Here is a 25,993-nt window from a genome sequence, read left to right as displayed (position 1 = left end):
GTGATGCAATGCCGCCGGCCCCGTTTTTTTCCAACCCTCAGTTCTTCGTCCCGAACAACCGGTCGCCCGCATCGCCCAAGCCCGGCACGATGTACGCGTGCTCGTTCAGATGCGAATCGAGCGATGCAACGAAAAGCTTCACGTCCGGATGGGCGTCCTGGAACACCTGCACGCCTTCGGGCGCGGCGACCAGCGCGAGGAACAGGATGTTTTCACCCACCACGTTGCGGCGCTTGAGCACGTCGACTGCATGCACGGCCGAATAGCCGGTCGCGACCATCGGATCGCACAGAATGAACACGCGGTCTTCGAGATCGGGCAGGCGCACCAGATATTCGACCGGCCGGTGATCTTCGGCGCGATACACGCCGATGTGACCCACGCGCGCGGACGGCACCAGTTCCAGCAGGCCGTCCGACATGCCGATGCCCGCCCGCAGCACCGGCACGATTGCGAGCTTCTTGCCCGCGATCACCGGCGCGTCGATCTCGACGAGCGGTGTGCTGAGACGGCGCGTGGTCATCGGCAGGTTGCGGGTGATTTCGTAGCCCATCAGCAGCGTGATCTCGCGCAGCAGTTCGCGGAACGTGCGCGTCGAGGTGTCCCGGTCGCGCATGTGCGACAGCTTGTGCTGGATCAGCGGGTGATCGAGGATGAAAAGATTGGGGAAACGGCTGTCCTGAGTCATGGGCGGGGCACGAGCGGCGGCAAAAAGGTCGATTCGGGGCCGATTCGGGGATCGGTTCGGCGCTTTGCACGGCGAGCGCAATCAACTTGCGACGGCCGGCGCACGCGCCACGGCGCAAGTTTACCGAAAGAGTGGCACCGGAAGATACCGGAGATTGCAGCAGCCCGGCGCAGTCCGGCACCGATTCTTCTAGAATCGGGGGAAACTTTGCAACCATTCAGCAAGACGCCAGCGAGGAGAACGCACACATGGACATGGGAATTGCAGGACGCACAGCGCTGGTTTGCGCGGCGAGCAAGGGTTTGGGGCGCGGCTGTGCCGAAGCGCTCGCGGCCGAGGGCGTCAACCTGACGATCGTCGCTCGCACCGCCGCGACGCTCGAGGCGACAGCCGACGAAATTCGCCGTCAAACCGGCGTCGAGGTGAAGACGGTCGCATGCGACATCACCACGCCCGAAGGCCGGGCCGCGGCGCTGGCAGCCTGTCCGCAGCCGGACATTCTGGTGAATAACGCGGGCGGCCCGCCGCCGGGCGACTTCCGCGATTTCACGCACGACGACTGGATCCGCGCGCTGGAAAGCAACATGCTCACGCCGATCGAGCTGATCCGGGCGACCATCGACTCGATGAGCGCGCGCGGCTACGGGCGCATCGTCAACATCACGAGTTCGGCGGTGAAAGCGCCAATCGACGTACTGGGACTGTCGAATGGCGCGCGTTCGGGCCTGACCGGCTTCGTCGCGGGTCTTGCCCGCAAGGTGGCGCCGACCGGCGTCACGATCAATAACCTGCTGCCGGGAATGTTCGACACCGACCGGATCGCCGTCACCATGCAGGCCGCAGCGAAATCGAACAACATTTCCATCGAGGAAGCCCGCGCGCAGCGCATGAAGACGATTCCCGCCGGACGCTTTGGGAATCCCGACGAATTCGGCCGTGCCTGTGCCTTTCTGTGCAGCATCCACGCGGGTTACATCACCGGACAGAACTGGCTGATCGACGGCGGCGCCTATCCCGGCACGTTCTAGACGCATACGTTCGCGACGTACGCGCCGTGCGTACGGACAGCACTTCGAGCAACATCACAACAACGACAATCACAACGGTTCCAGGAGTCTTACGTCATGACCACTCGCATTGCGCTGATCGCGCACGATCACAAGAAAGACGACATCGTCAAACTGGCCGGCGAATACGTCGACACGCTCAGGCGCTGCGATATCGTCGCGACCGGCACGACCGGCGGGCGCATTGGCGAAGCGCACGGGCTGACAGTCGAGCGCATGCTGTCCGGCCCGCATGGCGGCGACCTGCAGATCGGCGCGCAACTGGCGGAAGGGCGTGTGGACATGGTGATCTTCCTGCGCGATCCGATGACGCCGCAACCGCATGAACCGGACATCAACGCGCTCGTGCGCGCATGCGACGTACACAACATTCCGTGCGCGACCAACATCTCGACGGCGCGCATGATTCTCGACGTGCTCACGCTGCGTCTCACGCAGCAGGTTTGACGCTGCATCCGCCAGACTCATCGGCCAGGCGCATCGGCCAGACTCATCGGCTAGACAATCAGCCCGCATTCCAAATCAAGGAGACATGAATGGTCAAAGCAATCCGATTCGATAAAACCGGCGGCCCTGAAGTGATGAAATGGGTCGACGTCGAGGTGGGCGACCCCGGCACCGGCGAAATCCGCATCCGTCAGACGGCGGTCGGGCTCAACTATATCGACGTGTACTTCCGTACCGGTTTGTATCCGCTGCCGCTGCCGGGCGGCCTCGGCATGGAAGCGGCCGGCGAGGTGATCGCGGTCGGCGCCGGCGTGAACGATCTGAAAGCGGGCGATCGCGTCGCCTACGTGGCGAGGCCGCCTGGCGCGTATGCGCAGGAGCGCGTGCTGCCGGCCGCACAGGTCATCAGGCTGCCGGACGCAGTGAGCGATGAACAAGCCGCGTCGGCGATGCTGCAGGGCCTCACCGCGCAGTACCTGCTGCGCCGCACGTATCGTGTGAAGGCCGGCGACACCATTCTGATTCAGGCGGCGGCGGGCGGGGTGGGTTTGCTGGTGTGCCAGTGGGCGAAGGCACTTGGCGCGACGGTGATCGGCACCGTCGGCTCGGACGAGAAAGCGGAGATCGCGAAGGCCCACGGCTGCGATCACGCCATCGTCTATACGCGTGAGAACTTCACGAAACGCGTGCGCGAAATCACCAATGGCGCGGGCGTGCCGGTGGTGTACGACTCCATCGGTAAAGATACGTTTACGGGCTCGCTCGATTGCCTCGCGCCGCTCGGCATGTTCGTGAGCTTCGGCAATGCATCGGGACCGCTGCCGCCGATCGACTCGTCCGAATTCGCCGGCCGCGGCTCGCTGTTCTTCACGCGTCCCACGCTGTTCACCTATATCGGCAAACGCAGCGACTACGAGGCGATGTCGGCCGAACTATTCGATGTGCTCGTCTCCGGCAAGGTCAAGACGAGCATCAATCAGCGCTACGCGCTCGCCGATGTTGGTCAGGCGCATGCCGATCTCGAAGCGCGCAAGACCACGGGGTCGACTATTCTCTTGCCGTAGTCCCCATGCGCGTTCACGCGTTGTCTTGACAGTCCGGACCTGAGCAGCGAACAGGTCGAACCTTTCACCACCACCAGGGCCGTTGCATCTCGCGATGCAACGGCCTTGTGCGTTTACGCGATTTTTATATCGGGAACGCCAGCTTTGATCAGCCCTTTACGCGCTTGCGCATACCGTTGTGGCTATCCGAGTTCCGTCAATGGAGAATCAAAATGGATGTGCTGTACGTCGTAGCCGTCGCGCTTTTTACCGCGCTGACCTTCGCACTGATTGCCGGCTGCGAGAAGCTGATGCCGTCCCGTCGCGGCCAGGGAGCACGCTCATGAACTGGATGCTGTGGCTCTCCGGCGCGGCGACCGCGCTGCTGTTCGCGTACCTCGTCTATGCGCTGTTGCGCGCGGAGGACATCGAATGAACACGAATAATGTCTTGCAGGCGGCGCTCTTTCTCGTCGTGTTGCTGGCCGCCGCGGTGCCGGTGTCGCGCTATCTGCATGGCGTGATGGACGGCAGTTCGCGCGTGCTGCGCATCGGCGGGCCAATCGAGCGGCTGTTGTATCGCGTCGCAGGCGTCGATCCTTCGGCGGAAATGAGCTGGAAGCATTACGCGATCGCGACGATTGCGTTCAATGCGCTGGGCGTCGTGTTTCTTTATCTGCTGTTGCGCGTGCAGGGCTGGTTGCCCGGCAATCCGCAGCAGTTCGGCGCCATGACCGTCGACGGTGCGTTCAATACCGCGATCAGCTTCGTGACCAACACGAACTGGCAGGACTACACGCCTGAACAAACGGTGGGCTATCTCACGCAGATGCTCGGCCTCACGGTGCAGAACTTCTTCTCCGCGGCTACAGGCATCGTCGTCGTGATCGCGCTGATTCGCGGCTTCGCGCGCCATACGGCGCAAACCATCGGCAATTTCTGGGTCGATCTCACACGCGTGACGCTGTACGTGTTGCTGCCGATGTCGGTCATCATCGCGACGCTGCTGATGAGCCAGGGCGTGATCCAGAATTTCAAGGCGTATGAGGACGTGCCGACGTTGCAGACCACGACCTACGCCGCACCGAAGATCGACGCGCAAGGCAATCCGGTGAAGGACGCGAAGGGTAACGCGGTGACTGTCGATACGCCGCTAAAAAAGCAGACCATCGCGATGGGCCCGGTTGCATCGCAGGAAGCGATCAAGATGGTCGGCACCAACGGCGGCGGTTTCTTCAACGGTAACTCCGCGCATCCGTACGAGAACCCGACGCCGTTCTCCAACTTCCTGCAGATCTTCGCGATCCTGATCATCCCCGCCGCGCTCGCGCTCGTGTTCGGCCGCATGATCGCGGACCGCAAGCAAGGCGTGGCCGTGCTCGCGGCGATGACGATTGCGTTCGGCGTATGCGTATTCGGCGAGATCGGAGCGGAGCAGGGCGGCAATCCGGCCTTCACCGCGTTGCACGTCGATCAGTCGGCGAGCGCGATGCAGTCGGGCGGCAACGCGGAAGGCAAGGAAACGCGCTTCGGCATCGCGCAATCCGGCATCTTCACGGTCGCGACGACGGCGGCTTCATGCGGCGCCGTCGCCAACACGCATGATTCGCTCACGCCTATCGGCGGCCTCTATCCGCTGCTGTTGATGCAGCTTGGCGAAGTGATCTTCGGCGGTGTCGGTTCGGGCCTGTACGGCATGCTCGTGTTCGCGCTGCTCGCCGTGTTCGTGGCGGGTCTGATGATCGGCCGCACGCCGGAATATGTCGGTAAGAAGATCGAAGCATACGAGATGAAGATGGTGTCCATCGTCGTGCTGCTTACGCCGTTGCTCGTGCTGGTCGGCACGTCGATCGCGGTGCTGAGCGACGCGGGCAAGGCGGGCATCGCCAATCCGGGCCCACACGGCTTCTCCGAGATTCTCTACGCGTTCAGTTCGGCCGCGAACAACAACGGCAGCGCGTTCGCGGGCCTGACCGTGGGCACGCCGTTCTATAACTGGCTCACTGCAATCGCGATGTGGTTCGGCCGCTTCGGCACCATCGTTCCCGTGCTCGCGATTGCGGGCTCGCTCGCCGCGAAAAAACGTATCGGCGTGACCGGCGGCACGCTGCCGACGCACGGGCCGCTTTTCGTCGTTCTGCTACTCGGCACGGTGCTGCTGGTCGGCGCGCTCACTTACGTGCCGGCGCTCGCGCTGGGTCCCGGCGTCGAACATCTGATGTTGATGGGCGCCCACTGATGCCAGCGCCGATGTGCAAGGACATGTCGAGTCGCGTATCCGTACGCGTCGGCAAAAAAGCAACGCGAAATTCGAGGATTCAATGACTGAACACAATGCAACGAGGTCCATGTTCGATCCGGCGCTGCTGCGCCCGGCGATCGTGGACTCCTTCAGGAAGCTCACGCCGCGCACGCAGTTCCGCAATCCGGTGATGTTCTGCGTGTACGTCGGCAGCATTCTTACGACGGTTCTATGGATCGCCGCGCTCGCCGGTCAGGCGGAGGCGCCTGCGGGTTTCATCCTCGCGGTCACGCTGTGGCTGTGGTTCACGGTACTGTTCGCGAACTTCGCCGAAGCGCTCGCCGAGGGCCGCTCGAAAGCGCAGGCCGCATCGCTGCGCAGCGCGAAGAAAGACGTGATGGCGAAGAAGCTCAACGAGCCGCATCCCAAGTCGCCGATTCGTATCGTCACGGCGTCGGATTTGCGTCGTGGCGACGTCGTGCTGATCGAAACCGGCGACGTGATTCCGGCCGACGGCGAGGTGGTGGAGGGCGTCGCGTCCGTCGACGAATCCGCGATTACCGGCGAATCCGCGCCGGTGATTCGCGAGTCGGGCGGCGACTTTTCTTCGGTGACGGGCGGCACGCGCGTGCTCTCCGACTGGATCGTCGTGCGCGTCACCGCAAATCCCGGCGAAGCGTTTCTCGACCGCATGATCGCGATGGTCGAAGGCGCGAAGCGTCAGAAGACGCCGAACGAAATCGCGCTGACCATTCTGCTGGTTGCGCTGACCATCGTGATGCTGCTCGCGACGGCTACGCTGCTGCCGTTCTCGATGTTCTCGGTGGAAGCGGCGCACCTGGCAAATGCGGCGGGCCACGTAGTCACGATCACCGCTCTCGTCGCACTGCTCGTTTGCCTGATCCCGACCACGATCGGCGGCTTGTTGTCGGCCATCGGCGTGGCTGGAATGAGCCGCATGATGCAGGCGAATGTCATTGCGACGTCGGGCCGCGCGGTCGAGGCCGCCGGCGACGTCGACGTGCTGTTGCTCGACAAGACCGGCACGATCACGCTCGGCAATCGCCAGGCGTCGCTCTTCGTTCCGGCGCCGGGGCTTACCGAAGAAGCGCTCGCGGACGCAGCCCAACTCTCGTCGCTTGCCGACGAAACGCCCGAAGGACGCAGCATCGTCGTGCTCGCGAAACAACGGTTCAATATCCGTCAGCGCGATATGGCGTCGCTGCATGCAGTGTTCCTCGCGTTCACCGCGCAAACCCGGATGAGCGGCGTCGATCTGCCAAACCGCGAAATTCGCAAGGGCGCCGCCGATGCGGTGAAGAATTACGTCGAAGCGAACGGTGGCCGTTTTCCGCACGAAGTCAGCAACGCCGTCGCCGAAGTCGCGCGGCGCGGCAGCACGCCGCTCGTCGTCGCGGACAAAGGCGAACACGGCGCGCGCGTGCTCGGCGTGATCGAGTTGAAGGATGTGGTGAAAGGCGGCATCAAGGAACGCTTTGCCGAGTTGCGCAAGATGGGCATCAAGACGGTCATGGTGACAGGCGACAACCGGCTGACCGCGGCGGCGATTGCGGCAGAAGCGGGCGTCGACGATTTCCTTGCCGAAGCGACGCCCGAAGCGAAGCTCGCGACGATCCGCGCACACCAGGCCGAAGGACGCCTCGTGGCGATGACGGGCGACGGCACGAACGACGCCCCCGCGCTCGCGCAGGCCGACGTCGCGGTAGCGATGAACACCGGCACGCAGGCCGCGAAAGAAGCCGGCAACATGGTCGACCTGGATTCGAATCCGACCAAGCTGATCGAGATCGTCGAAATCGGCAAACAGATGCTGATGACGCGCGGCTCGCTCACCACGTTTTCGATTGCCAACGACCTTGCCAAGTACTTCGCGATCATCCCGGCTGCGTTCGCGACCACCTATCCGGCGCTGAATGCGCTGAACGTGATGCATCTGGCGACGCCGGCATCCGCGATCATGTCGGCGGTGATTTTCAACGCGTTGATCATCGTGCTGCTGATTCCGCTCGCGTTGAAGGGCGTGCGTTATCGCGCGCTCGGCGCTGCGGTGCTGCTGCGACGCAATCTGCTCGTGTACGGGCTGGGTGGAATCGTGGTGCCGTTCATCGGCATCAAGTTGATAGATATGGTGCTGGCTGCGTCCGGCTGGGTTTGAGTTCGGCCGTTTGAAAACCGGCAGCTTACGAGGAAACAATCGTCATGAAAAATCTGTTGCGTCCTTTGATCGTCATTTTCGCGGTGCTTAGCGCCGTTACCGGCCTCGCTTATCCGGCGTTGATGACCGCCGTGGGCCAAACGCTGTTTCGCGATGAGGTCAATGGCAGCCTCATCGAGCAGGACGGCAAGTTGGTCGGCTCGAAGCTGATCGGCCAGCAGTTCGACGCGCCGCAGTACTTCTGGGGACGTCTATCGGCGACAAGCCCGATGCCCTATAACGCACAGGCTTCGGGCGGCTCCAATCTCGGGCCGACCAATCCGGCGCTTCTGGACGAAGTGAAAGGCCGCATCGATGCTTTGAAGGCAGCGGGCACGGATATGTCGAAGCCCGTGCCGGTCGATCTGGTGACTTCTTCCGGGAGCGGACTCGATCCCGAGATCAGCCCGGCGGCGGCCGCTTATCAGATCGATCGGGTCGCGAAAGCGCGGGGGCTCGCGGAGAACGATGTGCAAGCGCTAGTGGACCGTTACACGAGCGGCCGTCAATTCGGCGTTCTCGGCGAGCCGCGCGTGAACGTGCTGCAACTGAACCTCGCGCTCGACGAGATGAAGCGCGGTTGAGGGCGCTTGATTGGAGTTTGGCGCGGCGCTAACGAACAAGCGGCGGAACACGCGGCGCGCGCGAATGCGCTTCTTATCTTTTCACAGGCCACGGCCGTGCATCGTCACGAACGATTTGCGGCCGAGCCGCCGCCGTGCCACCATGCACGCAACGCCGCGTGCCTACCATCAAACATGCAAGCATGAACCGCCCCGATCCCGATGAACTGCTCGACAAGCTGCAGCGTGACGAACAACAGCGTCAACGCGGCAGGCTGAAGATTTTTTTCGGCGCGTCGGCGGGCGTCGGCAAGACATACGCGATGTTGCAGGCGGCGCGCCGCCGTCGTGACGAAGGCGCGGACGTGGTGATCGGCATCGCCGAAACGCATGGACGTGGCGAAACGGCCGCGCTGCTCGAAGGACTCGACGTGCTGCCGCTCGCGCAGTTCGACTACCGTGGCCGCAAGCTCGGCGAATTCGATCTCGACGCGGCGCTGGCGCGCAAGCCGCAACTCATTCTCGTCGACGAACTCGCGCATTCGAATGTGCAGGGCGCGCGGCATCTCAAGCGCTGGCAGGACGTGTATGAACTGCTCGACGCCGGCATCGACGTCTATACGACCGTCAACGTTCAACACCTGGAAAGCCTGAACGACGTGGTTGGACAGATCACGGGCATCCGCGTGTGGGAGACAGTCCCCGACCGTGTGTTCGATCGCGCCGACGAAGTCACGCTGGTCGACCTGCCCGCCGAGGAACTGCTCGACCGCATGCGCGACGGCAAGGTGTATCTGCCGCAGCAGGCCGAGCGCGCTGTGCGCAATTTTTTTCGCAAGGGCAATCTGATTGCGCTGCGCGAGCTGGCATTGCGCCGTACGGCCGATCGGGTCGACGCGCAAATGCGGGAGTACCGTGCTGACCGTTCGATCGAGCGGATCTGGCAGGCGCGCGAGCGCTTGCTGGTATGCGTCGGTCCCGGTCCCGAAGCGCCGATGCTGGTGCGCGCGGCGGCTCGTCTCGCCGCGAGCCTGAAGGCCGACTGGATCGCCGTGTATGTGGAAACACCTGCGCTGCAACGTTTGCCCGATGCGCGCCGCGAACGCACGCTGAACGCATTGAAGCTCGCCGCGGAACTCGGCGCGGAAACGGCGACGCTCGCAGGCGCCGACGCGGTTTTGGCACTGGCCGGTTATGCGCAAGCTCGCAACGTTTCGAAACTGGTGGCGGGCGCGTCGACCCGCTCGGGTTTGACACGCTGGCTGCGCCGGCCGCTTGGCGAACGCATCGCGGAAAAGGCGGGCCATGTCGATCTCACGCTGATTCGCGCGTCGTCGTCGGAAAGCGGCAGCGGCGAGCAGCACCGCTTGCTCAGCACGACCGCGAACGCGTGGCGCGACGCGTTGAGCGCCGCGCGCGAACGCCGCTCGCCGCCGCGCGCGTATGGCTTTGCACTGGCGATCTGCGCGGGCATCACCGCGTTGTCGAGTCAGCTGAGCAATCGCATCGATCTGACGAACCTCGTCATGCTGTATCTGCTCGGCGTGATCTTCGCCGCGGCGAAGCTCGGGCGCGGGCCCGGCGTGCTGCTGTCGTTCGTGAGCGTCGCCGCATTCGACTTTTTCTTCGTGCCGCCGCGCTTCTCGTTGTCGGTGTCGGATACGCAATATCTGCTGACGTTCTTCGGCATGTTGCTGACCTCGCTCGTGATCAGCCATCTAACCTCGAGCTTGCGGCGCGAGGCGCGCGTGGCGCGGCGTCGCGAGCAGCGCACCGGCGCGATGTACTCGATGGCGCGCGAACTGGCCGCGGCGCTGACTACCGAACAGATCGTCGGCATTGGCAGCCGTCACGTGAGCGAAGTGTTCGGTGCGCGCGTGGCGATTTTGTTGCCGGACAGCGCCGATCGGGTGAAGCAGAAAATCGAGGACCCGGACGCCGCCATCACGCTCGAAGGCGAACTGCTCGATACCGATGTCGGCCAGTGGGTCTACGATCACCAGAAGCCGGCCGGACACGGCACCGACACGCTGCCCGCTGCGGCTGCTTTATATCTGCCGCTGAAGGCGCCAATGCGCACGCGCGGCGTGCTTGCAGTGGTGCTGCGCGACGAACGCGAACTGGATGTGCCCGAGCAGGAGCGCATGCTCGACGCGTTCGCCGCGCAGATCGCGCTGGCGCTCGAGCGCGTGCATTACGTGGACATTGCACGCGATGCGCTCGTCAGTATGGAATCCGAACGTTTGCGCAACTCGCTGTTGTCCGCGATTTCGCACGACTTGCGCACTCCGCTCACGACTATCGTCGGCTTCTCGTCGATGCTCGCAGAATCGCGCGGACCTCACGTCGACGCGGAGCGCGACGGTGAACTCGTCGAGGCGATCCATGAAGAAGCGCTGCGCATGACCGGCATCGTGACGAATCTGCTCGACATGGCGCGCTTGCAGGCGGGCAGCCTGCAGCTAAACCGTCAGTGGACGCTGCTCGAAGAAACCGTGGGCGCCGCGCTGCGTGCCTGCAAGCGTGCGTTGACCGGACACCCGGTGCAGGTGAATCTCGCTGCCGACCTGCCGTTGCTGCATCTGGACGCTGTACTGATGGAGCGGCTTTTCTCGAACCTGTTCGAGAATGCGGCGAAATACACTTTGCCGGGCACGCCGTTGAGCATCGGCGCGCAACGCTTCGAGGTGGACGGCAAGCCGTTCGTGCGCGTCACCGTCGACGATAATGGGCCGGGTCTGCCGGTCGGCATGGAAACGCGAGTGTTCGAGAAGTTCACACGCGGCGAGAAGGAATCGGCCAAGCCCGGTGTGGGCCTGGGTCTCGCGATTTGTCGCGCGATCGTGGAGGCGCATGGCGGGAGCATCGGTGCGCTCAATCGCATGCCGGCAGGGGCGGCAGGGGCGGCAGGGGCGGCAGGGGCGGCAGGGGCGGCAGAGTCGGGAGAGTCGGCTGAAGGTCGCATCGACGGTGCGCGCTTCTGGTTCACGCTGCCCGTCGACACGCCGCCGGACGCGCCGGATGCAATGGAGGAAGAAGCCGTCGACAATCCGGCTCAGCAGCCGCTTGCTTCCCCGCATTTGAACCCGCACCTGGACCAGCTTGCGAAACCAACTCATGAGTGAGCCGAGCATCACCGTCGTCCTGATCGAGGACGAAAAGCAGATCCGCCGTTTCGTGCGCACGGCGCTGGAAGGCGAGGGCATCGCTGTGCATGACGCCGAGACCGGCAAGCAGGGTCTTGTGGAAGCCGCGACGCGCAAGCCCGATCTCGTGATCGTCGATCTCGGGCTGCCCGACACCGACGGGCTCGACGTGATCCGCGAATTGCGTGGCTGGAGCGAATTGCCGGTGATCGTGCTGTCGGCGCGCACGCAGGAGAGCGAGAAAGTCGCGGCGCTCGATGCCGGTGCGGACGACTACCTGACCAAGCCGTTCGGCGTGTCCGAACTGCTCGCGCGAATTCGCGCGCATCTGCGGCGTCGCAATCAGGGGGGCGCGAACGAATCGCCGCAGGTGCGCTTTGGCGCGGTAAGCGTCGATCTGGCGTTGCGTCAGGTGACGCGCGAGGGCGCCGTGGTTCATTTGACGCCGATCGAGTATCGGCTGCTCGCGACGCTGGTGCGCCATGCAGGCCGCGTGCTGACGCACCGGCAATTGCTGCGCGACGTGTGGGGGCCGTCGCATGTCGAGAGCTATCACTATCTGCGCATCTATATGGCGCATTTGCGCGGCAAACTCGAGCGCGATCCGGCGCAACCCGAGCACATCGTCACCGAGACGGGTGTCGGTTACCGGCTGGTCGGCGTGGCTTGAGCATGCGGCGTGCGCCCCGAAGCGCGATGGCGACTGGGTCGTTATAATTACGGGCCGTAAGGACGGCCTTACGCTTTTCACAAACGGGGACGGCCCCATCTGATCAATGGAGCTGTTTCATGTCCTGGATTCTTCTATTTATCGCCGGTTTGCTCGAAGTCGCGTGGGCGGCCGGTCTTAAAAGCTCGGACGGTTTCACCCGGCTCTGGCCTTCCGTCTTCACCATCGTGACGGCGGTTGGCAGCTTCGTCCTGCTTGCCATGGCAATGCGGCAGTTGCCGCTCGGCACCGCTTACGCGGTCTGGACCGGCATCGGCGCGGTCGGCGCGTTCATCTTCGGCATCGTGATGATGGGCGAGGCGCTGACGCTCCCGCGGGTGGCGAGCGCGGCGCTGATCGTCGTCGGACTGGTCGGGCTCAAGCTGTCGTCGGGACATTGAGCCGCTGCACACGCCGCCATTTTGCAAGCCACTCTGCGTTCTGCGAATTAACGTGGCTATAATGAGATTGAAACCAACCTGAATTTGCCCGCGGCCTGCTCGGCGCGGCCGGCTTGGCGCGGGTCTGACGACTTCGGTGTGGCGGCTCCTTCCTGATTGGCCCGCCGAAGCGCCTGGCACGCACCGCGCGCCTGGAGGCGGCCATGCTTGAATCACTTTCGCTCGCTGCGGGGCTCTCATGGGGCAGCGGCCTGCGCCTCTATCTGACGGTCCTGCTGGCCGGCGTGTTCGAGCGCCTCGGCCTCGTTCATCTTCCCGATACCTTGTCCGCGCTGTCCTCGCCGTGGGTGATCGGCGTGGCGGGCGCGCTGACCGTCACCGAATTTCTTGCCGACAAGATTCCCGCGTTCGATTCTCTGTGGGACGCAATCCACACCTTTATCCGCATTCCGGCCGGCGCGGTGCTTGCAGCCGGCGCACTCGGCCATGCCGATCCCGCGCTGCTGACCGTCGCCGCGCTCGCGGGCGGCACGCTCGCGGGCACCGCGCATCTCACGAAAGCGGGCACGCGCGCGCTAATCAATCTGTCGCCGGAACCGGTGTCGAATATCGTCACGTCGACCGCCGAAGACGGTCTCGTATTCGGCGGCATCCTGCTCGCGCTCTTCGTGCCGCTGCTGTTTCTGGTACTGATCGTCGGGTTTCTCGTGCTCGCCGGCTGGGTGTTGCCGCGGCTGTGGCGCGGCGTGCAGGGCGGCTTTCGCGGCATGGCCACGCATATGGTGTCGCGCCTCGCGAGGAGCAGGCACGATTGAGCGATACCAGCGAAACGAACGAAACCAGCGACAAGGTCAGACATTCCACGGCGCGCGTCGCCGTAGCTGCGGCGCGCCGCTTTAGCGGCGGCGATCTGCTGCGCCAGGCGATTCGCATGACGGCGCGCGACTGGCGCGCGGGCGAACTCACCATGCTGCTGCTCGCGCTGGTGCTGGCCGTCGCGGCGCTATCGAGCGTCGGCTTTCTCGCCGATCGTTTGCATCAAGGGCTCGAGCGCGATGCACGGCGCATGATCGCCGCCGACTTCATCGTGCGCGCCGATCATCCGGTCGATCCGCAGTTCGCGCAGCAGGCGTCGGCGCTCGGGCTGAGCACGGCGACCACGGCAATCTTTCCAAGCATGATCAACTCGACCGCCGCGCAGCCGGTGTCGCGACTCGCCGCGATCAAGGCAGTGTCGCCGGGCTATCCGCTGCGCGGCGCGTTGCGGATCGCCTCCGCGGCCGCGGCGGCGGATCATCCCGCGCAAACCATTCCCCCTCCGGGCATGGTCTGGGTCGATCAGCAACTGCTCGACGCTTTGAAGGTGCGCATAGGCGACACGGTGAAGGTCGGCAACCACAGCTTCACCATCGGCGCAATGATTACGCGCGAACTGGACCGCGGCTTTTCGTTCGTCAACTTTTCGCCCCGGCTGATGATGCGCGCCGACGAGGTGCAGTCCACCGGACTCATCACGTTCGGCAGCCGCGTGACGTACCGGCTGCTGGTCGCGGGCACCGATGCGTCGGTCGCGCGCTTTGCAGAGTTCGCGCATGGCAAGGTGGACGGCGGCAAGATGCGCGGGGTCGCGCTCGAATCGTTGCAGGACGGCCAGCCGCAAGTGCGCCAGACACTCGACCGCGCAAGTCATTTCCTCACGCTCGTGTCGCTGCTGACCGCGCTGCTCGCGGCGGTGGCGATCGCGATGGCCGCGCATCGGTATATGCGCAGGCACCTGGACGGTTGCGCGGCAATGCGTTGTCTCGGCGTGAGTCAACGCACGCTGCGCGCACTGTTCACGCTCGAATTCGTCGGCGTCGGCGTGGTGGGCGGCGCGCTCGGCGTCGCATTAGGGTATCTCGGCCATCTGGCGTTGCTGACGTGGCTTGGCAGCCTCATCGACGTCGTGTTGCCGTACCCCACGGCATGGCCGGCGCTCGAGGGCATCGCCGCCGGTCTCGTGCTGCTGCTCGGTTTTGCGCTGCCGCCGCTGTTGCCGCTCACGCGTGTGCCGCCGGTTCGCGTGCTGCGTCGCGAGTGGGGCGAAGCGGGGCGCACGGCGTGGGCCGCCTACGCGCTTGGTATCGTGCTCTTCGCCGGACTGCTGATCGTTGCGGCGGGTGAGTTGAAGCTCGGCGGAATTGTCGCGGGCGGTTTCGCGGGCGGGCTGCTGGTGTTCGCGTGCGTCGCCCGGGTTGCGCTTTGGGGCGCGGCGCGCGTGGTGCGCAGCGAGCGTGTGAATGCGGGCATCGGCTGGCGTTATGCGCTCGCCTCGCTGGAGCGGCGCAGCAGTGCGAGCGCGTTGCAGATCACCGCGCTCGGCATCGGCCTCATGTGTCTGCTATTGATCGCGATGACGCGCAATGACCTCGTGGCCGGCTGGCGCAAATCGACGCCGCCCGATGCGCCGAACGAATTCATCATCGACATTCAGCCCGATCAGCGCGAAGCGGTCACGCATTATCTGGACTCGCACGGCGTGCCCGGCACGGTGCTCTCGCCGATGGTGCGCGGCAGGCTCACCGCCATCAATGGCAAAGCGGTGAATCCCGATTCGTTCAAGGGCGACGACGCCAAACGGCTAGTGGACCGCGAATTCAATCTGTCGTACACGACTCAGTTGCCCGAGGACAATCGCCTTTCCGCGGGCACCTGGTACGGCGACACGAAGACGCCGCAGATTTCGATTGAAGAAGGCCTCGCGAAGCTGATCAACGTCAAGCCGGGCGACGTGCTGCGCTTCGACGTCACCGGCTTGCAGATCGACGCGCCGGTCACGAGCGTTCGCAAGCTCGACTGGGGCTCGTTCAAGGTCAACTTTTTCGTGTTGATGCCGCCGGCCGCGTTGCAGGACTTCCCGGCCACGTTCATCACGAGCTTCCATTTGCCGCCGGAGAAACGTTCGACCATCGACGGCCTGATCGCCGCCTACCCGAACCTCACGGCCATCGACACCGGTCCGATTCTCGCGCAGGTGCAGCGCGTGTTGCAGCAGGTGATCGGCGCGGTGCAATTCCTGTTCGCCTTCACGCTCGCGGCGGGTGTGCTCGTGCTGTACGCGGCGCTCGCCGGCACGCGCGACGAGCGTATGCGAGAATCCGCGCTGCTGCGCGCGCTGGGCGCATCGCACGGCCAGGTGCGTGCGGTGCAGATTGCGGAGTTCGTCGCGGTCGGCGCGCTCGCCGGATTCATGGCGGCGGTCGGGGCGCAGGTGATCGGCTGGGTGCTCGCGACTCGCGTGTTCCAGTTTTATCTGGAGTTCGATCCATGGATGCTGCCCGCCGGAGTCGCGGCCGGCGTTGCCTGTGCCGCGGTCGGCGGCTGGCTGAGTTTGCGGCATGTGCTGTCGCGTCCCGCGTTGCAGTCGTTGCGGGACGCCTGAATTTTCCCTCGATTTCTGTTGATGAGTTGTTATGAGTGAGCTCGATGACGAAGTGTCGGCGGCGCAGCCGACGGCCTTCGAACTGGTCGGCGGAGAAGCGCGTGTACGCGAACTCGTCGACCGTTTTTACGACCTGATGGATCTCGAAGCGGAGTTCGCCGGCATTCGCGCGTTGCATCCCGAGTCGATGGACGGCTCGCGCGACAAGCTGTTCTGGTTCCTCTGCGGATGGCTGGGCGGCCCCGACCATTACATCAGCCGGTTCGGGCATCCGCGCCTGCGTGCGCGGCATTTGCCGTTCGCGATCGCGTCGAGCGAACGGGACCAGTGGCTTCGCTGCATGGCTTGGGCGATGGAAGACATAGGGCTTGCCGAGCCGCTGAGAGAACGTCTGCTCGGCTCGTTTTTCGAAACGGCCGACTGGATGCGCAACCGCAATGGCTGACGCTGACGCTGACGTCGGTGGCGCGGCGCCGTCCCCGGCGCCGGATGCGCTCACCGTTGCGCTTGAAGGCGAGGCGGCCGGCGGCGCGTCGGCTGACTACGCCGCGCTCGATCCGCAGGCGCGCGCCGTGCTCGACTGCTGGTTCGGTACGCCGGACTCGCCGGACTTCGGCGAGCCGCGCAAGCTCTGGTTCACCGCCGACGATTCTTTCGATGCGATGTTGCGCGAACGTTTCGGAACGCTGATCGATGCGGCCCGCGAGTCCCGGCTCGACAGTTGGGCCGCAACGCCGCTAGGGGCACTCTCGCTCGTCGTCGTGCTGGATCAGTTTTCGCGCAACTGCCACCGCGACACGGCGAGGGCATTCGCGGCCGATCGGAAAGCGCTGGCTGTTGCGCAGCAGATGGTTGCGAGCGGAGCGGATCGGCTGTTGCCGGGCGTGCATCATCGCGCGTTCGCTTATCTGCCGTTCGAACACGACGAATCGCTTGCGAGCCAGCATGAGTCGCTGCGTCTTTTCAAAGCCCTTGCCGCCGAGCCGGGCGGTGCGTCTTACTACCCGTTCGCGGTGAGGCACGCAAAAATCATCGAGCGCTTTGGACGCTTTCCGCATCGTAATGCGGTGCTGGGGCGTGAATCCACAGCCGATGAACTCGCCTTTTTGCGCGAGCCTGGCTCGTCGTTTCAATCGCGCGCGAGGAAGCCCGCCGGCGGGGGTTGATGCGCGTTTTAGCCGTCCGATGCACTGCGTTGGGGGCTAACGCCTGAACTTTGCGATCTTCTTGAACGGGCGCATTGCCCCCTAAGGCGCGGGCGCCGCTCACTTAATGCGCGGGCCGCCGCTCGCTTAATGCGCGGGCCGCCGCTCGCTTAATGCGCGGGCGCCACTCACTTAATGCGCGGGCCGCCGCTCACTTAACGCGCGGGCGCCGCTTACTTAACGCGCGGCCCTCGCCTTATGGAGTTCCCGAAGCCGCAGCCGGCGTTGCAGTCGGCGTGCGCACGAAGACGCGCAACAACTCGTCGGTATCGCCCGGACGCGCGCCCGACCAGAAGAGCCGCCAGTCGCCAGCCGGTGTGCGCGGGTTGTCTCGCCGGCTCCCGACGATCAGCCACGTACACTCGGTTGTGCCGGTATCGGCGGCCGGCCGATGCTCGATGCCGGTGTAATACTCGAGCATCGGCGCTTCGGATTCGCCCAACCCGACGCTCGCCATGCAATCGCCGTCATTCCATTGCACGCTCAACACCGCGCCGAGGTTTTCGAACACTGAGCGGTAGCTCTTCGCGTAATCGAGCCAAGGCAGCAGCAGCGTGCTCACCAACCCCCAGGCGACGATAGCGCCTGCGCACCAGCTCAGCAGGCCGCGCCATTTCCCCGAGTACTTGAAGACGGGCAGCAGCCACAGCCAGCCGATAGTCATCAATAGCGCGGCGGCGATCAGCCCGGGGCGGACGGGCAATACGAAGTCGAGCGGTAACCATCGACCGAGCCGGTGCAGCGATGCGTGCGTGTTCGCCGGGCTGCTCACGATCGACCAGACAATCCATGCGAGCGCCGCCGTGCTGCCGAACAAAACGCGGCTCGTCATGTCCCACGCCGTATGCAGACGCTGCGGCAGCCGTTCGGCGCCTTGCATTGCGAGCAACGCCAGCGGAGCGATGAACGGCAGAATGTACAGCTCGCGGATCGTCGCCGAGCTTTGCAGCACGACGAAACCAGTGCCCGCGAATACCGCCGGCAAGGCGACGCTCGGGTCGCGCCAGCGCCGCCATGCGCCGCCCGCAAGTGCGGCCACTGCCAGCGGCACGGCAGGAAAACCGACGGTCAGCACGGTGCGCAGCACGAATAGACGGTTCTCGCTCTCCGAGCCGAGTTCGGCCACCGAAAAACCAAAAAACCGGCCGACGTTGTTATCCCACAGCCACACCTTGAAGAGCGCTTCAGAGCGCAGATAGAAGCAGACCGGCCAGATCAGTGCGAACGGCGCGCACACCAGCGCGGCCACGCCGAGCGCGCCGGCGAAGCTGCGGCTGCGGCAGGCCGGATAAAGTGCGAGGACCGCGCAGACGGTCGCCCCGAACACCAGCGGCACGAACAGGCCCTTCGCGAGAAACGACACGCCGACGCCCACGCCGAACGTCGCGGCGCCGCTTAGAATCGCATCGCGGCGCTGCGGGACGGCGTCGACAGACACGTTGTTTCGTTGTCCGTCATAACGAAGATGCGTGAGCACGAGTTCGAACAGCCCGCAAAAGCCGATGGCCGCACCTGCCATCAGCGCGACGTCGGTCATCATGTCGTGCACGTGTTTGACGACGACGAGGGTGCCGCCGAATAACGCCACGGTGCTGACCACGCGCAAGTCGAGCCAGTTCGATGTATCCACTGCGCGGCGCGCGACGCGGGCCGTGTAGTACACGGTCAACCCTGCGAACAGCGCGCTTGCGAGGCGCGCCGCGTCATGCAGAGGCAGATAGCGGCCGAACATCCATGCGAGGCCGGCGGCCACCCAGTCGTAAACAGGCGGTTTTTCGACGAACGGCTGGCCCGCATTGGTCGGCACCACGAGATCGCCTGTGTCGAGCATGTGCCGGATGATGCCGAACGTATAGGTCTCGTCCTGTTTCCAGGGATCGTGACCCAAGGTGCCCGGCAAAAGCCACGCGCAGACGATCGCCATCGCGACGAGCCAAAGCAGCGGACGCACCCTGGTGAGCGCACGCCAACGCTCGCGGTGGGGCGCGCGATCGGCAGCTTGCGAGCCGGCGGCCGGCGATGGTGCGATTGGCTTTTCTTGCATGAGACGATCTCTTGTCGCGGTAAGCGGCAACTCAGGCGCGTGTACCGTGTTCTTGCTGGCGTCGCGGGCAACGGCGCGCGATCGGCCGCGATTGTAGTCTCTAATTATTACGATCGATTACAGGCGCGGCGGGCGTACGAACGCGGCAATTGAACGTGCCGGGGCAATGCCGATCCTGATCGGCGGGGCCATCGCGTGACATGGAGAAGACGCGGCGCGAGATCGGCGCCGCGTGAATCGACAGTGAAGAAGAGCGGGGCCTAGCGGCCGCCCGCGACGTCGACGAGCGCGCCGGTCACATACGACGCGGCGTCGCTCAACAGCCAGACGATGGTTTCGGCAACTTCGTCGGCGCGGCCGGGACGGCCCAGCGGTGTTGCCGCGCCCAGTTGCGCGGCGCGTTCGGGCTTGCCGCCGCTCGCGTGGATTTCAGTGTCGATGAGACCCGGCCGTACTGCGTTCACGCGCACGCCTCGTGGGCCGAGTTCCTTCGCGAGCCCGAGCGTCATGGTGTCGACCGCGCCTTTCGCGCCTGCATAGTCGACGTATTCGTTCGGCGAACCCAACCGCGCCGCCGCCGATGACACATTGACGATCACGCCGCCCGCGCCGCCGCGATCCGTCGACATGCGCCGCGCGGCTTCGCGCGCGCATAGATACGCGCCCAGCACATTGACGTTGAAGATACGCGTGAGGCGCGCAAGGTCCATGTCGGCGAGTTGCATCGACGGTGCAACGATGCCCGCGTTGTTGACGAGCGCGTCGAGCCGGCCAAAGGTCTGCTCGATCCTGTCGAACATCGCAATCACGTCGGCTTCGTTCGCGACGTCGCCGGCAATTGGCAATGCGCGTCCGCCGGCTCGCTCGACTTCGGCGACGGTCTCCTGCGCGGCCGCGAGATTCTGCGTGTAATTCACGCCGACCGACCAGCCGCGCGCGCCCAGCAAGCGCGCAGTCGCGCGGCCTATGCCGCGGCTACCGCCGGTGATCAGAACGGTTTGGGTCATCGCAACCTCAACGTGCAGGTAGAGTGGGCGCCAGGCAAACGCGGCGGTCTTTCAATCGCTGACGCAATCAGACGGCGTCGCGGTTGATCGCCCACTTGTCGGCGGCGGGCGGTTGATAGCGTTGCAGCTTGCCGATCAATGCGCCGGGATCGGCGTCGATCTGCAGGATGTCGAGATACGTTTCGCGCATGAAGCCTTCTTCGACAGTGTGCTGCAAGAGCTTGATCAACGGATCGTAAAAGCCGTCGATATTGAGCAGTGCCACCGGTTTCTGGTGATAGCCGAGCTGCGCCCACGTGTAGACCTCGAAGAACTCCTCCAGCGTGCCCGCGCCGCCCGGCATCGCAACAAACGCATCGGACAGATCGGCCATCATCTTCTTGCGATGATGCATGTCGGGCACCACGTGCAGTTCGGTCAGCCCGTTATGGCCGACTTCCTTGTTGACGAGCAACTCGGGAATCACGCCGATCGCGCGGCCGCCTTCGGCCATGACGGTGTCGGCGATCACGCCCATCAGGCCGACTTTGCCGCCGCCGTAGACCAGCGCGAGACCAGCTTCTACGAGCGTGCGGCCGAACGCGCGCGCCGCTTCCGCATACAACGGTTTGGCCCCATTCGAGGAGCCGCAATACACACACACCGACTTCATGGAAAAACGTCCTATTCGTTGCGAGGCGCGGCGCCTTCTTTCGGCGGCAGATAGTCGTAGAACTCGCGCTTGGGCAGCTTGCCCGACACCAGGTCGTCGAAAATCTGCCGCGAGCGGCCGCGCAGATAAGGCGCCATCAACGACACGATCTGCACGCTCACCTGGTGCAGTTCCGCGCGAATCGCTTCCTGCTCGTTGTATTTGCGCGGGTTCATCACGAACTGATACGACAGCCAATACGTTGCGATCACGCCGATGTTGGTCGCGATCACTTGCAGTTCGTCCGGCGTGGCGACCATTTCGCCGTCAGCCACGAGTTGATCGCAGAACTGGCTTGCAAAGCGCACCTTGTGACTGATGATCTGCTTGAAGTGTGTTTCGAGCGTGCGGTTGCGTGCAAGCAGATCGTTCAGATCGCGATACAGGAAACGGTAGCGCCATGTGAAATCGACCATGTATTGCAGATACGACCACATTTCGTCGATGGTCGCGCGATGGTCGTCGGGAAAACGCAGACGCTTTTCGATCTCCTGCTCGAACTGGCTGAAGATGCTGTTGATGATGTCGTCTTTGTTGCGGAAGTGGTAGTACAGGTTGCCTGGACTGATCTCCATTTCCTCGGCGATAGTCGTCGTCGTGACGTTCGGCTCGCCGATTTCGTTGAACAGCTTCAACGACAGTTCGAGTATCCGTTCGCGCGTGCGGCGGGGAGGTTTGGCTTCCATGTCGTCCGGCCCTGGTTACGCCGGGTTGGGCGCGCGGCGGCGTGCCGCTGCTGCGTGTTCCACCCGGACGCGGTTGCTATTTTGAGACTGCCGGACGATTATAAACCGAGCGTTCTAATATCAAGCGGATACTCAGGGTTTTCATTTCTGTGGCGCACGCAAGTGATCCGAACGCTGCGTTTGCAGTGTTCAACCTCGCCGCCGGGTTTCGTTGCGTTGTCCTCAAAGCCACGCTTTGACCCAGTGCACGACGAGCGGGCCTACGATCAACACCCACGTCATCAGGCACATGCCGAGCGCAACCATCACCGCCGCGCTGCCGAGGTCTTTCGCGCGCCGCGACAGTTCGTGCCGTTCAAGCGAAATACGGTCGATAGCCGCTTCCACGCTCGAATTCAGCAATTCGACGATCAGCACCAGCAGCACGGAGCCAAGCAGCAACACGCGCGATACCGGTTCGACCGGGACCAGCACGCCGCACGGAAGCAGAATCGCGGCAAGTGTCAGCTCCTGGCGAAACGCGCTCTCCTCGCGGATAGCGACGCGAAAGCCGGCGAGCGAGTTTTTCATCGCGTGCCAGGCGCGGGTGAGGCCGCGGTTGCCCTTGTACGGATTGAAGGGCAGAGGCGCGAGCGGATCGTCGGGACCGAGCGGTTCGTGCTGGGTGTCGCTCCTCGCGGGCGTGCCGTTGTGGGCGCGCTCGCCGCTTTGGCTGTTCCGGCGATGCGCTCCGATTTGATCCGGCACTGTGGATTCGCTGACGTCGTCGAACGGCTCGACGCCCGCGGTGTCGTGGTCGTTGTAATGGTCCCGGTGGTTGGGATGGTCGGGATGGTCGCTGTGATCGTCGTGGGCGTGAACGGCGCGCAGCGCGCCGTTCGAGGACGCGCGGCTCGCTGGAGAGTATCTGCTTCGCATGGGCAACCAGGCGCGCCGCGTCACGCGGCTGCGCTTTCCTCTTGATACGACGCACGCGGCAACGGCTTCAGATGCGCGGCGAACTGCTCGGAGGCCGCCGCCCACGAAAAGCGCTCGGCCCACGCGCGGGCGTCCGCGCGGTCGATCTTGAGCGCTTCCAGACACGCGTCGCGCAGGTCCTCGTTCATCGCGCCGGCGCCGCCGTCGCCGAGCACGTCGATCGGGCCGGTGACCGGATAGGCGGCGACCGGCGTGCCGCAGGCGAGTGCTTCGAGCAGCACGAGCCCGAACGTGTCGGTGCGGCTCGGAAAGACGAACACGTCCGCTGCAGCGTAGACCTTGGCGAGCTCGGCCTGTGTGAGCACGCCGAGATAATTGGCTGTCGGATAGCGCGACTTCAGCTCGGCCAGCGCGGGCCCTTCGCCAGCCACCCATTTCGAGCCGGGCAAATCGAGCTTCAGAAATGCTTCGACGTTTTTCTCGACGGCCACGCGCCCCACGTACAGAAAGATCGGCCGGGCGGTGTTGAGCACCTTCGAATCCATCGGGTGAAAAATGTCGAGATCGACACCGCGCGTCCACAGCACGACATTCGTAAAGCCGAATTTTTCGAGGTCGCTTTTGACGACCGGCGTCGGCGCCATCACGGCAAGCGACGGCTTATGGAACCAGTGCAGGAACTTGTACGTAGCGGCGAGCGGAATGCCGAAACGCGCCTGCACATATTCGGGAAAGCGCGTGTGATAGGCGGTCGTGAACGGCAGCTTGTGCTGGATCGCGTAAGCGCGTGCTGCCATGCCGAGCGGGCCTTCGGTCGCGATGTGGAGCGCATCGGGCGCGAATTCGTCGATACGCCGGCGCAGCTTGCGGCGCGGCAGCAGCGACAGACGGATCTCGGGATACGTCGGGCAGGGAATCGTCCGGAATTCGAGCGGCGTCAGCAGGTCGACGCGGTGGCCGAGCTCGGTCAACTCGCGCGTGGTGTTCTTCAGCGTGCGCACGACGCCGTTGACCTGCGGTTCCCATGCGTCGGTGACGATCATGATCTTCATCGATTGGTTCCTCGATTCGAGCCAGGAGGGTTAAGAGGGATTACGCCGTCGCCCGGGCCTTTTGCACGCCCGCTTCCGGGGCGCGCATCACGGTCCAGTAGATCACCTTGAGTTCGCCTTCGTACGTCTCGACGAGCGCCGACAGGCTTTCGACCCAGTCGCCGTCATTGCAGTACAGGACGCCGTCTATATCGCGTATCTCGGCCTTGTGGATGTGCCCGCAGACCACGCCGTCGCAGCCGCGGCGGCGCGCTTCGTCGGTCATCACGCGTTCGAACGACGAGATGAAGTTCACCGCGTTCTTTACCTGATGCTTCAGGTATTGGGAAAGCGACCAGTACGGGAAGCCGAGCCGGCTGCGGATCCGGTTGAACCAGCGGTTCAGGATCAGGATCATCGTGTAGAGGGTGTCGCCGAGGTAGGCGAGCCACTTCGCGTGCTGGATCACGCCGTCGAACAGATCGCCGTGCACGATCCACAGACGCTTGCCGGCGAGCGTCGTGTGGAAGGCTTCGCCGCGCACGTGGATGTCGCCGAACGCGAGGTCGCAGAACTGGCGCGCCGCTTCGTCGTGATTGCCGGGCACATAGACGACCTGCGTGCCTTTGCGCGCCTTGCGCAGCACTTTCTGCACGACGTCGTTGTGGGCCTGCGGCCAGTACCAGCCTTTCTTCAACTGCCAGCCGTCGATTATGTCGCCGACGAGATACAGATACTCCGACTCGTTGTGGCGCAGGAAGTCGAGCAGATAAGGCGCCTGGCAGCCGCTCGATCCGAGGTGGATGTCCGACAGCCAGATGGTGCGGTAACGATGCGGCTCCGCGTGCTCGTCGTCGTGCTGGGCCGCGTGCGTATCGAGCGGCAGCGGCGCGACGGGGAGCGGCAAGCCGTGGCTATGGGTGGGTTCGGGGCGGAACGCGACGGGGTCGACGCTCGGGCCAGTCTGGCGGAACAGGGAAGTCGCGGACGTTTTGGAGTCCATGGCTCACGCGTCGAGTTGCAGTGCCCGTATTGGGCCTACGGCGCGTGACTGTGCCGTGACAGTCATGAGAAGTTCTTATTACTGCGGCGGGCGGGGAGGGCGCGCGAGATTCGCCAGGCGCGTGCAGCGCTCAGCGCGCTACGTCGATTACGCGCGTACCCGCGAGACGGTCATGTAGAAACTGACGGCTTGCGCCGAAACGGCCGGTGGCCGCCCACAGCACGAACCAGATAGCGGCGATCGCAAGCGTTTGCGGCAAGCGCAGGCCGAGGAGCGGATGCAACGCGAGCGGCGGCAGAAACCATAGCCACGCAAGCACGTAGCGTGCAATCGCCCGCCAGGCGGAGAGTGGCGCGCCATTGGCCGCGACCACGCGCAGACGCCAGGTTTTCATCGGCAGGGTCTGGCCGCTGTGAGTCCAGAACCACACGAAATACAGACCGACGACGAGGCCGATCCACGCCGCCAGCAGATTGTGGTGCGTGAGTCCGTTGCGCTGCTGGGTGAGCGTGCTGAACAGGTAACCGGCGACGAATACGACGCCGAACAGCAGCAGCGCTTCGTAAAGCAGCGCGGCGAGGCGGCGGCGAACGGTAGGCGGGGTGCCCTTCGAAACAGACGGCTCCGGCCGGGACGGACTCGCGTTGGAGGTCGAACTGGATCTGGAAGTCACGCGCGGTTCGGACACGGGCAAGAGCGGCTCACGAACCGTTGAAAATCGACGGCGCTTCCGCCGGGGAGACCGGCAGCGGCGTGGCCGGCACGAAGCTGCCAGCTGCCGGGATGCCCGGCAGCGACGCCGGGCTCGGCAAAGACACGGCCGCCGCTGCGCTCGCCGACGACGTGCCGCTCGCGGCACGCTCGCGCGCATTGACGAGCCGGTCGAGCCCCTTGATCTCGCTGCGGCCGGACGGCGGCGCGCTGACCACGCTCGGACGCCGCTTGTGCTCGCTCGCGGCGAGTCGCTGCTTCAGTTCTTCCGGCAACTCCTGATACGCCTTCCACGCGTTCTGACGCGCTTCCCGGGGCAACTGCTTGGAAACCTGGTAGTTTTCACGCGCGACGCGGCGCTGATCAGGCGTCATGCGCACCCATTCGGTCATCCGGTCATGCAAGCGTTTTTGAGCTTCAGGCGACAACTTCGAGTAACGCGATGCGATTTTCAGCCATTTGCGCTTGCGTTCGTCGCTGAACGAATCCCACTGCGCCTCGAATGGTGCCAGCGCCATGTGCTCCGCGGAGCTCAGCCGCGACCACGCCAGCGGGCTTTTGCTACCAGGCAGGCTGGGCAATTCGACGCCGAGTGCGGGCGCGGGCGGGCGCGCCGCGCCGTTGCCGGTCGCGGCGGGCGCGCCGGCGGGCGAAGGGCTCGGGTAGAAGCGCGGATACGTCGCGGCAAACGACACGAGAGCCGCAATCGCACATCCGAAAACAACGGCAAGGCCGCGCTTGTAGCTCACCCGAACT

Annotated in this window: 25 protein-coding genes; 15 read left to right on the top strand and 10 right to left on the bottom strand. The window is 64.5% G+C overall.

Annotated elements, in window-relative coordinates:
• Positions 1-37: 37 nt before the first annotated feature.
• Positions 38-688, bottom strand: a complete 651-nt coding sequence (gene upp, locus JMY24_RS23600) for a uracil phosphoribosyltransferase (RefSeq protein ID WP_128594700.1) — start codon at positions 686-688, stop codon at positions 38-40.
• A 248-nt stretch (positions 689-936) separates the two neighbouring features.
• Between upp and JMY24_RS23595 the strand changes: the two genes are divergently transcribed.
• From JMY24_RS23595 to JMY24_RS23525, 15 genes are all read left to right on the top strand, one after another.
• Positions 937-1,716: an SDR family oxidoreductase gene (locus JMY24_RS23595; protein WP_128590647.1), complete on the top strand. Its 780-nt coding sequence runs from the start codon at positions 937-939 to the stop codon at positions 1,714-1,716.
• 96 nt (positions 1,717-1,812) lie between these two features.
• On the top strand, positions 1,813-2,202 hold the full coding sequence (locus JMY24_RS23590) for a methylglyoxal synthase (protein WP_128590649.1): 390 nt from the start codon (positions 1,813-1,815) through the stop codon (positions 2,200-2,202).
• 89 nt (positions 2,203-2,291) lie between these two features.
• Positions 2,292-3,266 (top strand): quinone oxidoreductase family protein, encoded by a 975-nt coding sequence (locus JMY24_RS23585; protein WP_128594701.1) that lies wholly within the window; start codon positions 2,292-2,294, stop codon positions 3,264-3,266.
• Positions 3,267-3,478: 212 nt separating this feature from the next.
• A complete protein-coding gene (locus JMY24_RS23580) occupies positions 3,479-3,592 on the top strand; it encodes a potassium ABC transporter ATPase (RefSeq protein ID WP_128590652.1) in 114 nt (37 codons plus the stop codon).
• Positions 3,589-3,681, top strand: a complete 93-nt coding sequence (kdpF, locus tag JMY24_RS23575; protein ID WP_020069547.1) for a K(+)-transporting ATPase subunit F — start codon at positions 3,589-3,591, stop codon at positions 3,679-3,681. Before JMY24_RS23580 ends, kdpF begins: the two co-directional genes overlap by 4 nt.
• On the top strand, positions 3,678-5,483 hold the full coding sequence (kdpA, locus tag JMY24_RS23570; protein ID WP_201703017.1) for a potassium-transporting ATPase subunit KdpA: 1,806 nt from the start codon (positions 3,678-3,680) through the stop codon (positions 5,481-5,483). Before kdpF ends, kdpA begins: the two co-directional genes overlap by 4 nt.
• A gap of 82 nt (positions 5,484-5,565) precedes the next feature.
• Positions 5,566-7,662, top strand: a complete 2,097-nt coding sequence (kdpB, locus tag JMY24_RS23565; RefSeq protein WP_128594702.1) for a potassium-transporting ATPase subunit KdpB — start codon at positions 5,566-5,568, stop codon at positions 7,660-7,662.
• A gap of 44 nt (positions 7,663-7,706) precedes the next feature.
• On the top strand, positions 7,707-8,285 hold the full coding sequence (gene kdpC / locus JMY24_RS23560) for a potassium-transporting ATPase subunit KdpC (protein WP_128594703.1): 579 nt from the start codon (positions 7,707-7,709) through the stop codon (positions 8,283-8,285).
• A gap of 182 nt (positions 8,286-8,467) precedes the next feature.
• Positions 8,468-11,389 carry a sensor histidine kinase gene (locus tag JMY24_RS23555; protein WP_201703064.1) on the top strand — a complete coding sequence of 974 codons (2,922 nt, stop codon included), beginning with the start codon at positions 8,468-8,470 and terminating at the stop codon, positions 11,387-11,389.
• Complete coding sequence (kdpE, locus tag JMY24_RS23550) at positions 11,382-12,080, top strand: two-component system response regulator KdpE (RefSeq protein ID WP_128594704.1); 699 nt, start codon at positions 11,382-11,384, stop codon at positions 12,078-12,080. Before JMY24_RS23555 ends, kdpE begins: the two co-directional genes overlap by 8 nt.
• 119 nt (positions 12,081-12,199) lie before the next feature.
• Complete coding sequence (gene sugE, locus JMY24_RS23545) at positions 12,200-12,520, top strand: quaternary ammonium compound efflux SMR transporter SugE (RefSeq protein ID WP_128590821.1); 321 nt, start codon at positions 12,200-12,202, stop codon at positions 12,518-12,520.
• Between the two features lie 203 nt (positions 12,521-12,723).
• Positions 12,724-13,335, top strand: a complete 612-nt coding sequence (locus JMY24_RS23540; RefSeq protein WP_201703016.1) for a DUF4126 domain-containing protein — start codon at positions 12,724-12,726, stop codon at positions 13,333-13,335.
• A 116-nt stretch (positions 13,336-13,451) separates the two neighbouring features.
• A complete protein-coding gene (locus tag JMY24_RS23535; protein WP_236597492.1) occupies positions 13,452-15,941 on the top strand; it encodes an ABC transporter permease in 2,490 nt (829 codons plus the stop codon).
• Between the two features lie 31 nt (positions 15,942-15,972).
• On the top strand, positions 15,973-16,386 hold the full coding sequence (locus JMY24_RS23530) for a group II truncated hemoglobin (protein WP_020069556.1): 414 nt from the start codon (positions 15,973-15,975) through the stop codon (positions 16,384-16,386).
• Complete coding sequence (locus tag JMY24_RS23525; protein WP_201703014.1) at positions 16,379-17,107, top strand: DUF924 family protein; 729 nt, start codon at positions 16,379-16,381, stop codon at positions 17,105-17,107. The genes JMY24_RS23530 and JMY24_RS23525 overlap by 8 nt, the downstream gene beginning before the upstream one ends.
• A gap of 235 nt (positions 17,108-17,342) precedes the next feature.
• On the opposite strand, the gene JMY24_RS23520 is transcribed toward JMY24_RS23525, so the two are convergent.
• From JMY24_RS23520 to JMY24_RS23480, 9 genes are all read right to left on the bottom strand, one after another.
• Positions 17,343-19,190 (bottom strand): ArnT family glycosyltransferase, encoded by a 1,848-nt coding sequence (locus JMY24_RS23520; protein ID WP_201703013.1) that lies wholly within the window; start codon positions 19,188-19,190, stop codon positions 17,343-17,345.
• Between the two features lie 260 nt (positions 19,191-19,450).
• Positions 19,451-20,197, bottom strand: a complete 747-nt coding sequence (locus tag JMY24_RS23515) for an SDR family oxidoreductase (protein WP_201703011.1) — start codon at positions 20,195-20,197, stop codon at positions 19,451-19,453.
• A 67-nt stretch (positions 20,198-20,264) separates the two neighbouring features.
• Positions 20,265-20,849, bottom strand: coding sequence for an LOG family protein (locus JMY24_RS23510; protein WP_128594709.1), 585 nt, complete (start codon positions 20,847-20,849; stop codon positions 20,265-20,267).
• A gap of 11 nt (positions 20,850-20,860) precedes the next feature.
• Complete coding sequence (locus JMY24_RS23505; protein ID WP_020069561.1) at positions 20,861-21,574, bottom strand: TetR/AcrR family transcriptional regulator; 714 nt, start codon at positions 21,572-21,574, stop codon at positions 20,861-20,863.
• A 222-nt stretch (positions 21,575-21,796) separates the two neighbouring features.
• Positions 21,797-22,492 carry a diacylglycerol kinase gene (locus JMY24_RS23500; RefSeq protein ID WP_128594710.1) on the bottom strand — a complete coding sequence of 232 codons (696 nt, stop codon included), beginning with the start codon at positions 22,490-22,492 and terminating at the stop codon, positions 21,797-21,799.
• Positions 22,493-22,512: 20 nt separating this feature from the next.
• A complete protein-coding gene (locus JMY24_RS23495) occupies positions 22,513-23,544 on the bottom strand; it encodes a glycosyltransferase family 4 protein (protein WP_201703009.1) in 1,032 nt (343 codons plus the stop codon).
• Between the two features lie 40 nt (positions 23,545-23,584).
• On the bottom strand, positions 23,585-24,526 hold the full coding sequence (locus tag JMY24_RS23490; protein WP_128591190.1) for a UDP-2,3-diacylglucosamine diphosphatase: 942 nt from the start codon (positions 24,524-24,526) through the stop codon (positions 23,585-23,587).
• A gap of 130 nt (positions 24,527-24,656) precedes the next feature.
• Positions 24,657-25,214, bottom strand: coding sequence for an RDD family protein (locus JMY24_RS23485; protein ID WP_128594711.1), 558 nt, complete (start codon positions 25,212-25,214; stop codon positions 24,657-24,659).
• 13 nt (positions 25,215-25,227) lie between these two features.
• A complete protein-coding gene (locus JMY24_RS23480; RefSeq protein WP_201703007.1) occupies positions 25,228-25,986 on the bottom strand; it encodes a DUF3106 domain-containing protein in 759 nt (252 codons plus the stop codon).
• Between the last annotated feature and the right edge of the window lie 7 nt (positions 25,987-25,993).

Origin of the sequence: Paraburkholderia kirstenboschensis (assembly GCF_904848585.1) — a bacterium.
In the GTDB taxonomy this organism is placed as follows: domain Bacteria; phylum Pseudomonadota; class Gammaproteobacteria; order Burkholderiales; family Burkholderiaceae; genus Paraburkholderia; species Paraburkholderia kirstenboschensis.
This window is presented reverse-complemented; position numbering and strand designations above follow the sequence as displayed.

Bases quoted from the DNA above. Each gene is read 5' to 3' on its own strand.
- kdpF (WP_020069547.1), top strand. From the start codon at position 3,589: ATGAACTGGATGCTGTGGCTCTCCGGCGCGGCGACCGCGCTGCTGTTC.
- JMY24_RS23505 (WP_020069561.1), bottom strand. From the start codon at position 21,574: ATGGAAGCCAAACCTCCCCGCCGCACGCGCGAACGGATACTCGAACTG.
- JMY24_RS23520 (WP_201703013.1), bottom strand. From the start codon at position 19,190: ATGCAAGAAAAGCCAATCGCACCATCGCCGGCCGCCGGCTCGCAAGCT.
- kdpE (WP_128594704.1), top strand. From the start codon at position 11,382: ATGAGTGAGCCGAGCATCACCGTCGTCCTGATCGAGGACGAAAAGCAG.
- JMY24_RS23580 (WP_128590652.1), top strand. From the start codon at position 3,479: ATGGATGTGCTGTACGTCGTAGCCGTCGCGCTTTTTACCGCGCTGACC.
- upp (WP_128594700.1), bottom strand. From the start codon at position 688: ATGACTCAGGACAGCCGTTTCCCCAATCTTTTCATCCTCGATCACCCG.
- JMY24_RS23555 (WP_201703064.1), top strand. From the start codon at position 8,468: ATGAACCGCCCCGATCCCGATGAACTGCTCGACAAGCTGCAGCGTGAC.
- JMY24_RS23495 (WP_201703009.1), bottom strand. From the start codon at position 23,544: ATGAAGATCATGATCGTCACCGACGCATGGGAACCGCAGGTCAACGGC.
- JMY24_RS23540 (WP_201703016.1), top strand. From the start codon at position 12,724: ATGCTTGAATCACTTTCGCTCGCTGCGGGGCTCTCATGGGGCAGCGGC.
- sugE (WP_128590821.1), top strand. From the start codon at position 12,200: ATGTCCTGGATTCTTCTATTTATCGCCGGTTTGCTCGAAGTCGCGTGG.
- JMY24_RS23490 (WP_128591190.1), bottom strand. From the start codon at position 24,526: ATGGACTCCAAAACGTCCGCGACTTCCCTGTTCCGCCAGACTGGCCCG.
- JMY24_RS23535 (WP_236597492.1), top strand. From the start codon at position 13,452: ATGACGGCGCGCGACTGGCGCGCGGGCGAACTCACCATGCTGCTGCTC.
- JMY24_RS23530 (WP_020069556.1), top strand. From the start codon at position 15,973: ATGAGTGAGCTCGATGACGAAGTGTCGGCGGCGCAGCCGACGGCCTTC.
- JMY24_RS23595 (WP_128590647.1), top strand. From the start codon at position 937: ATGGACATGGGAATTGCAGGACGCACAGCGCTGGTTTGCGCGGCGAGC.
- JMY24_RS23515 (WP_201703011.1), bottom strand. From the start codon at position 20,197: ATGACCCAAACCGTTCTGATCACCGGCGGTAGCCGCGGCATAGGCCGC.
- kdpA (WP_201703017.1), top strand. From the start codon at position 3,678: ATGAACACGAATAATGTCTTGCAGGCGGCGCTCTTTCTCGTCGTGTTG.
- JMY24_RS23525 (WP_201703014.1), top strand. From the start codon at position 16,379: ATGGCTGACGCTGACGCTGACGTCGGTGGCGCGGCGCCGTCCCCGGCG.
- kdpC (WP_128594703.1), top strand. From the start codon at position 7,707: ATGAAAAATCTGTTGCGTCCTTTGATCGTCATTTTCGCGGTGCTTAGC.
- JMY24_RS23585 (WP_128594701.1), top strand. From the start codon at position 2,292: ATGGTCAAAGCAATCCGATTCGATAAAACCGGCGGCCCTGAAGTGATG.
- JMY24_RS23500 (WP_128594710.1), bottom strand. From the start codon at position 22,492: ATGCGAAGCAGATACTCTCCAGCGAGCCGCGCGTCCTCGAACGGCGCG.
- kdpB (WP_128594702.1), top strand. From the start codon at position 5,566: ATGACTGAACACAATGCAACGAGGTCCATGTTCGATCCGGCGCTGCTG.
- JMY24_RS23590 (WP_128590649.1), top strand. From the start codon at position 1,813: ATGACCACTCGCATTGCGCTGATCGCGCACGATCACAAGAAAGACGAC.
- JMY24_RS23510 (WP_128594709.1), bottom strand. From the start codon at position 20,849: ATGAAGTCGGTGTGTGTGTATTGCGGCTCCTCGAATGGGGCCAAACCG.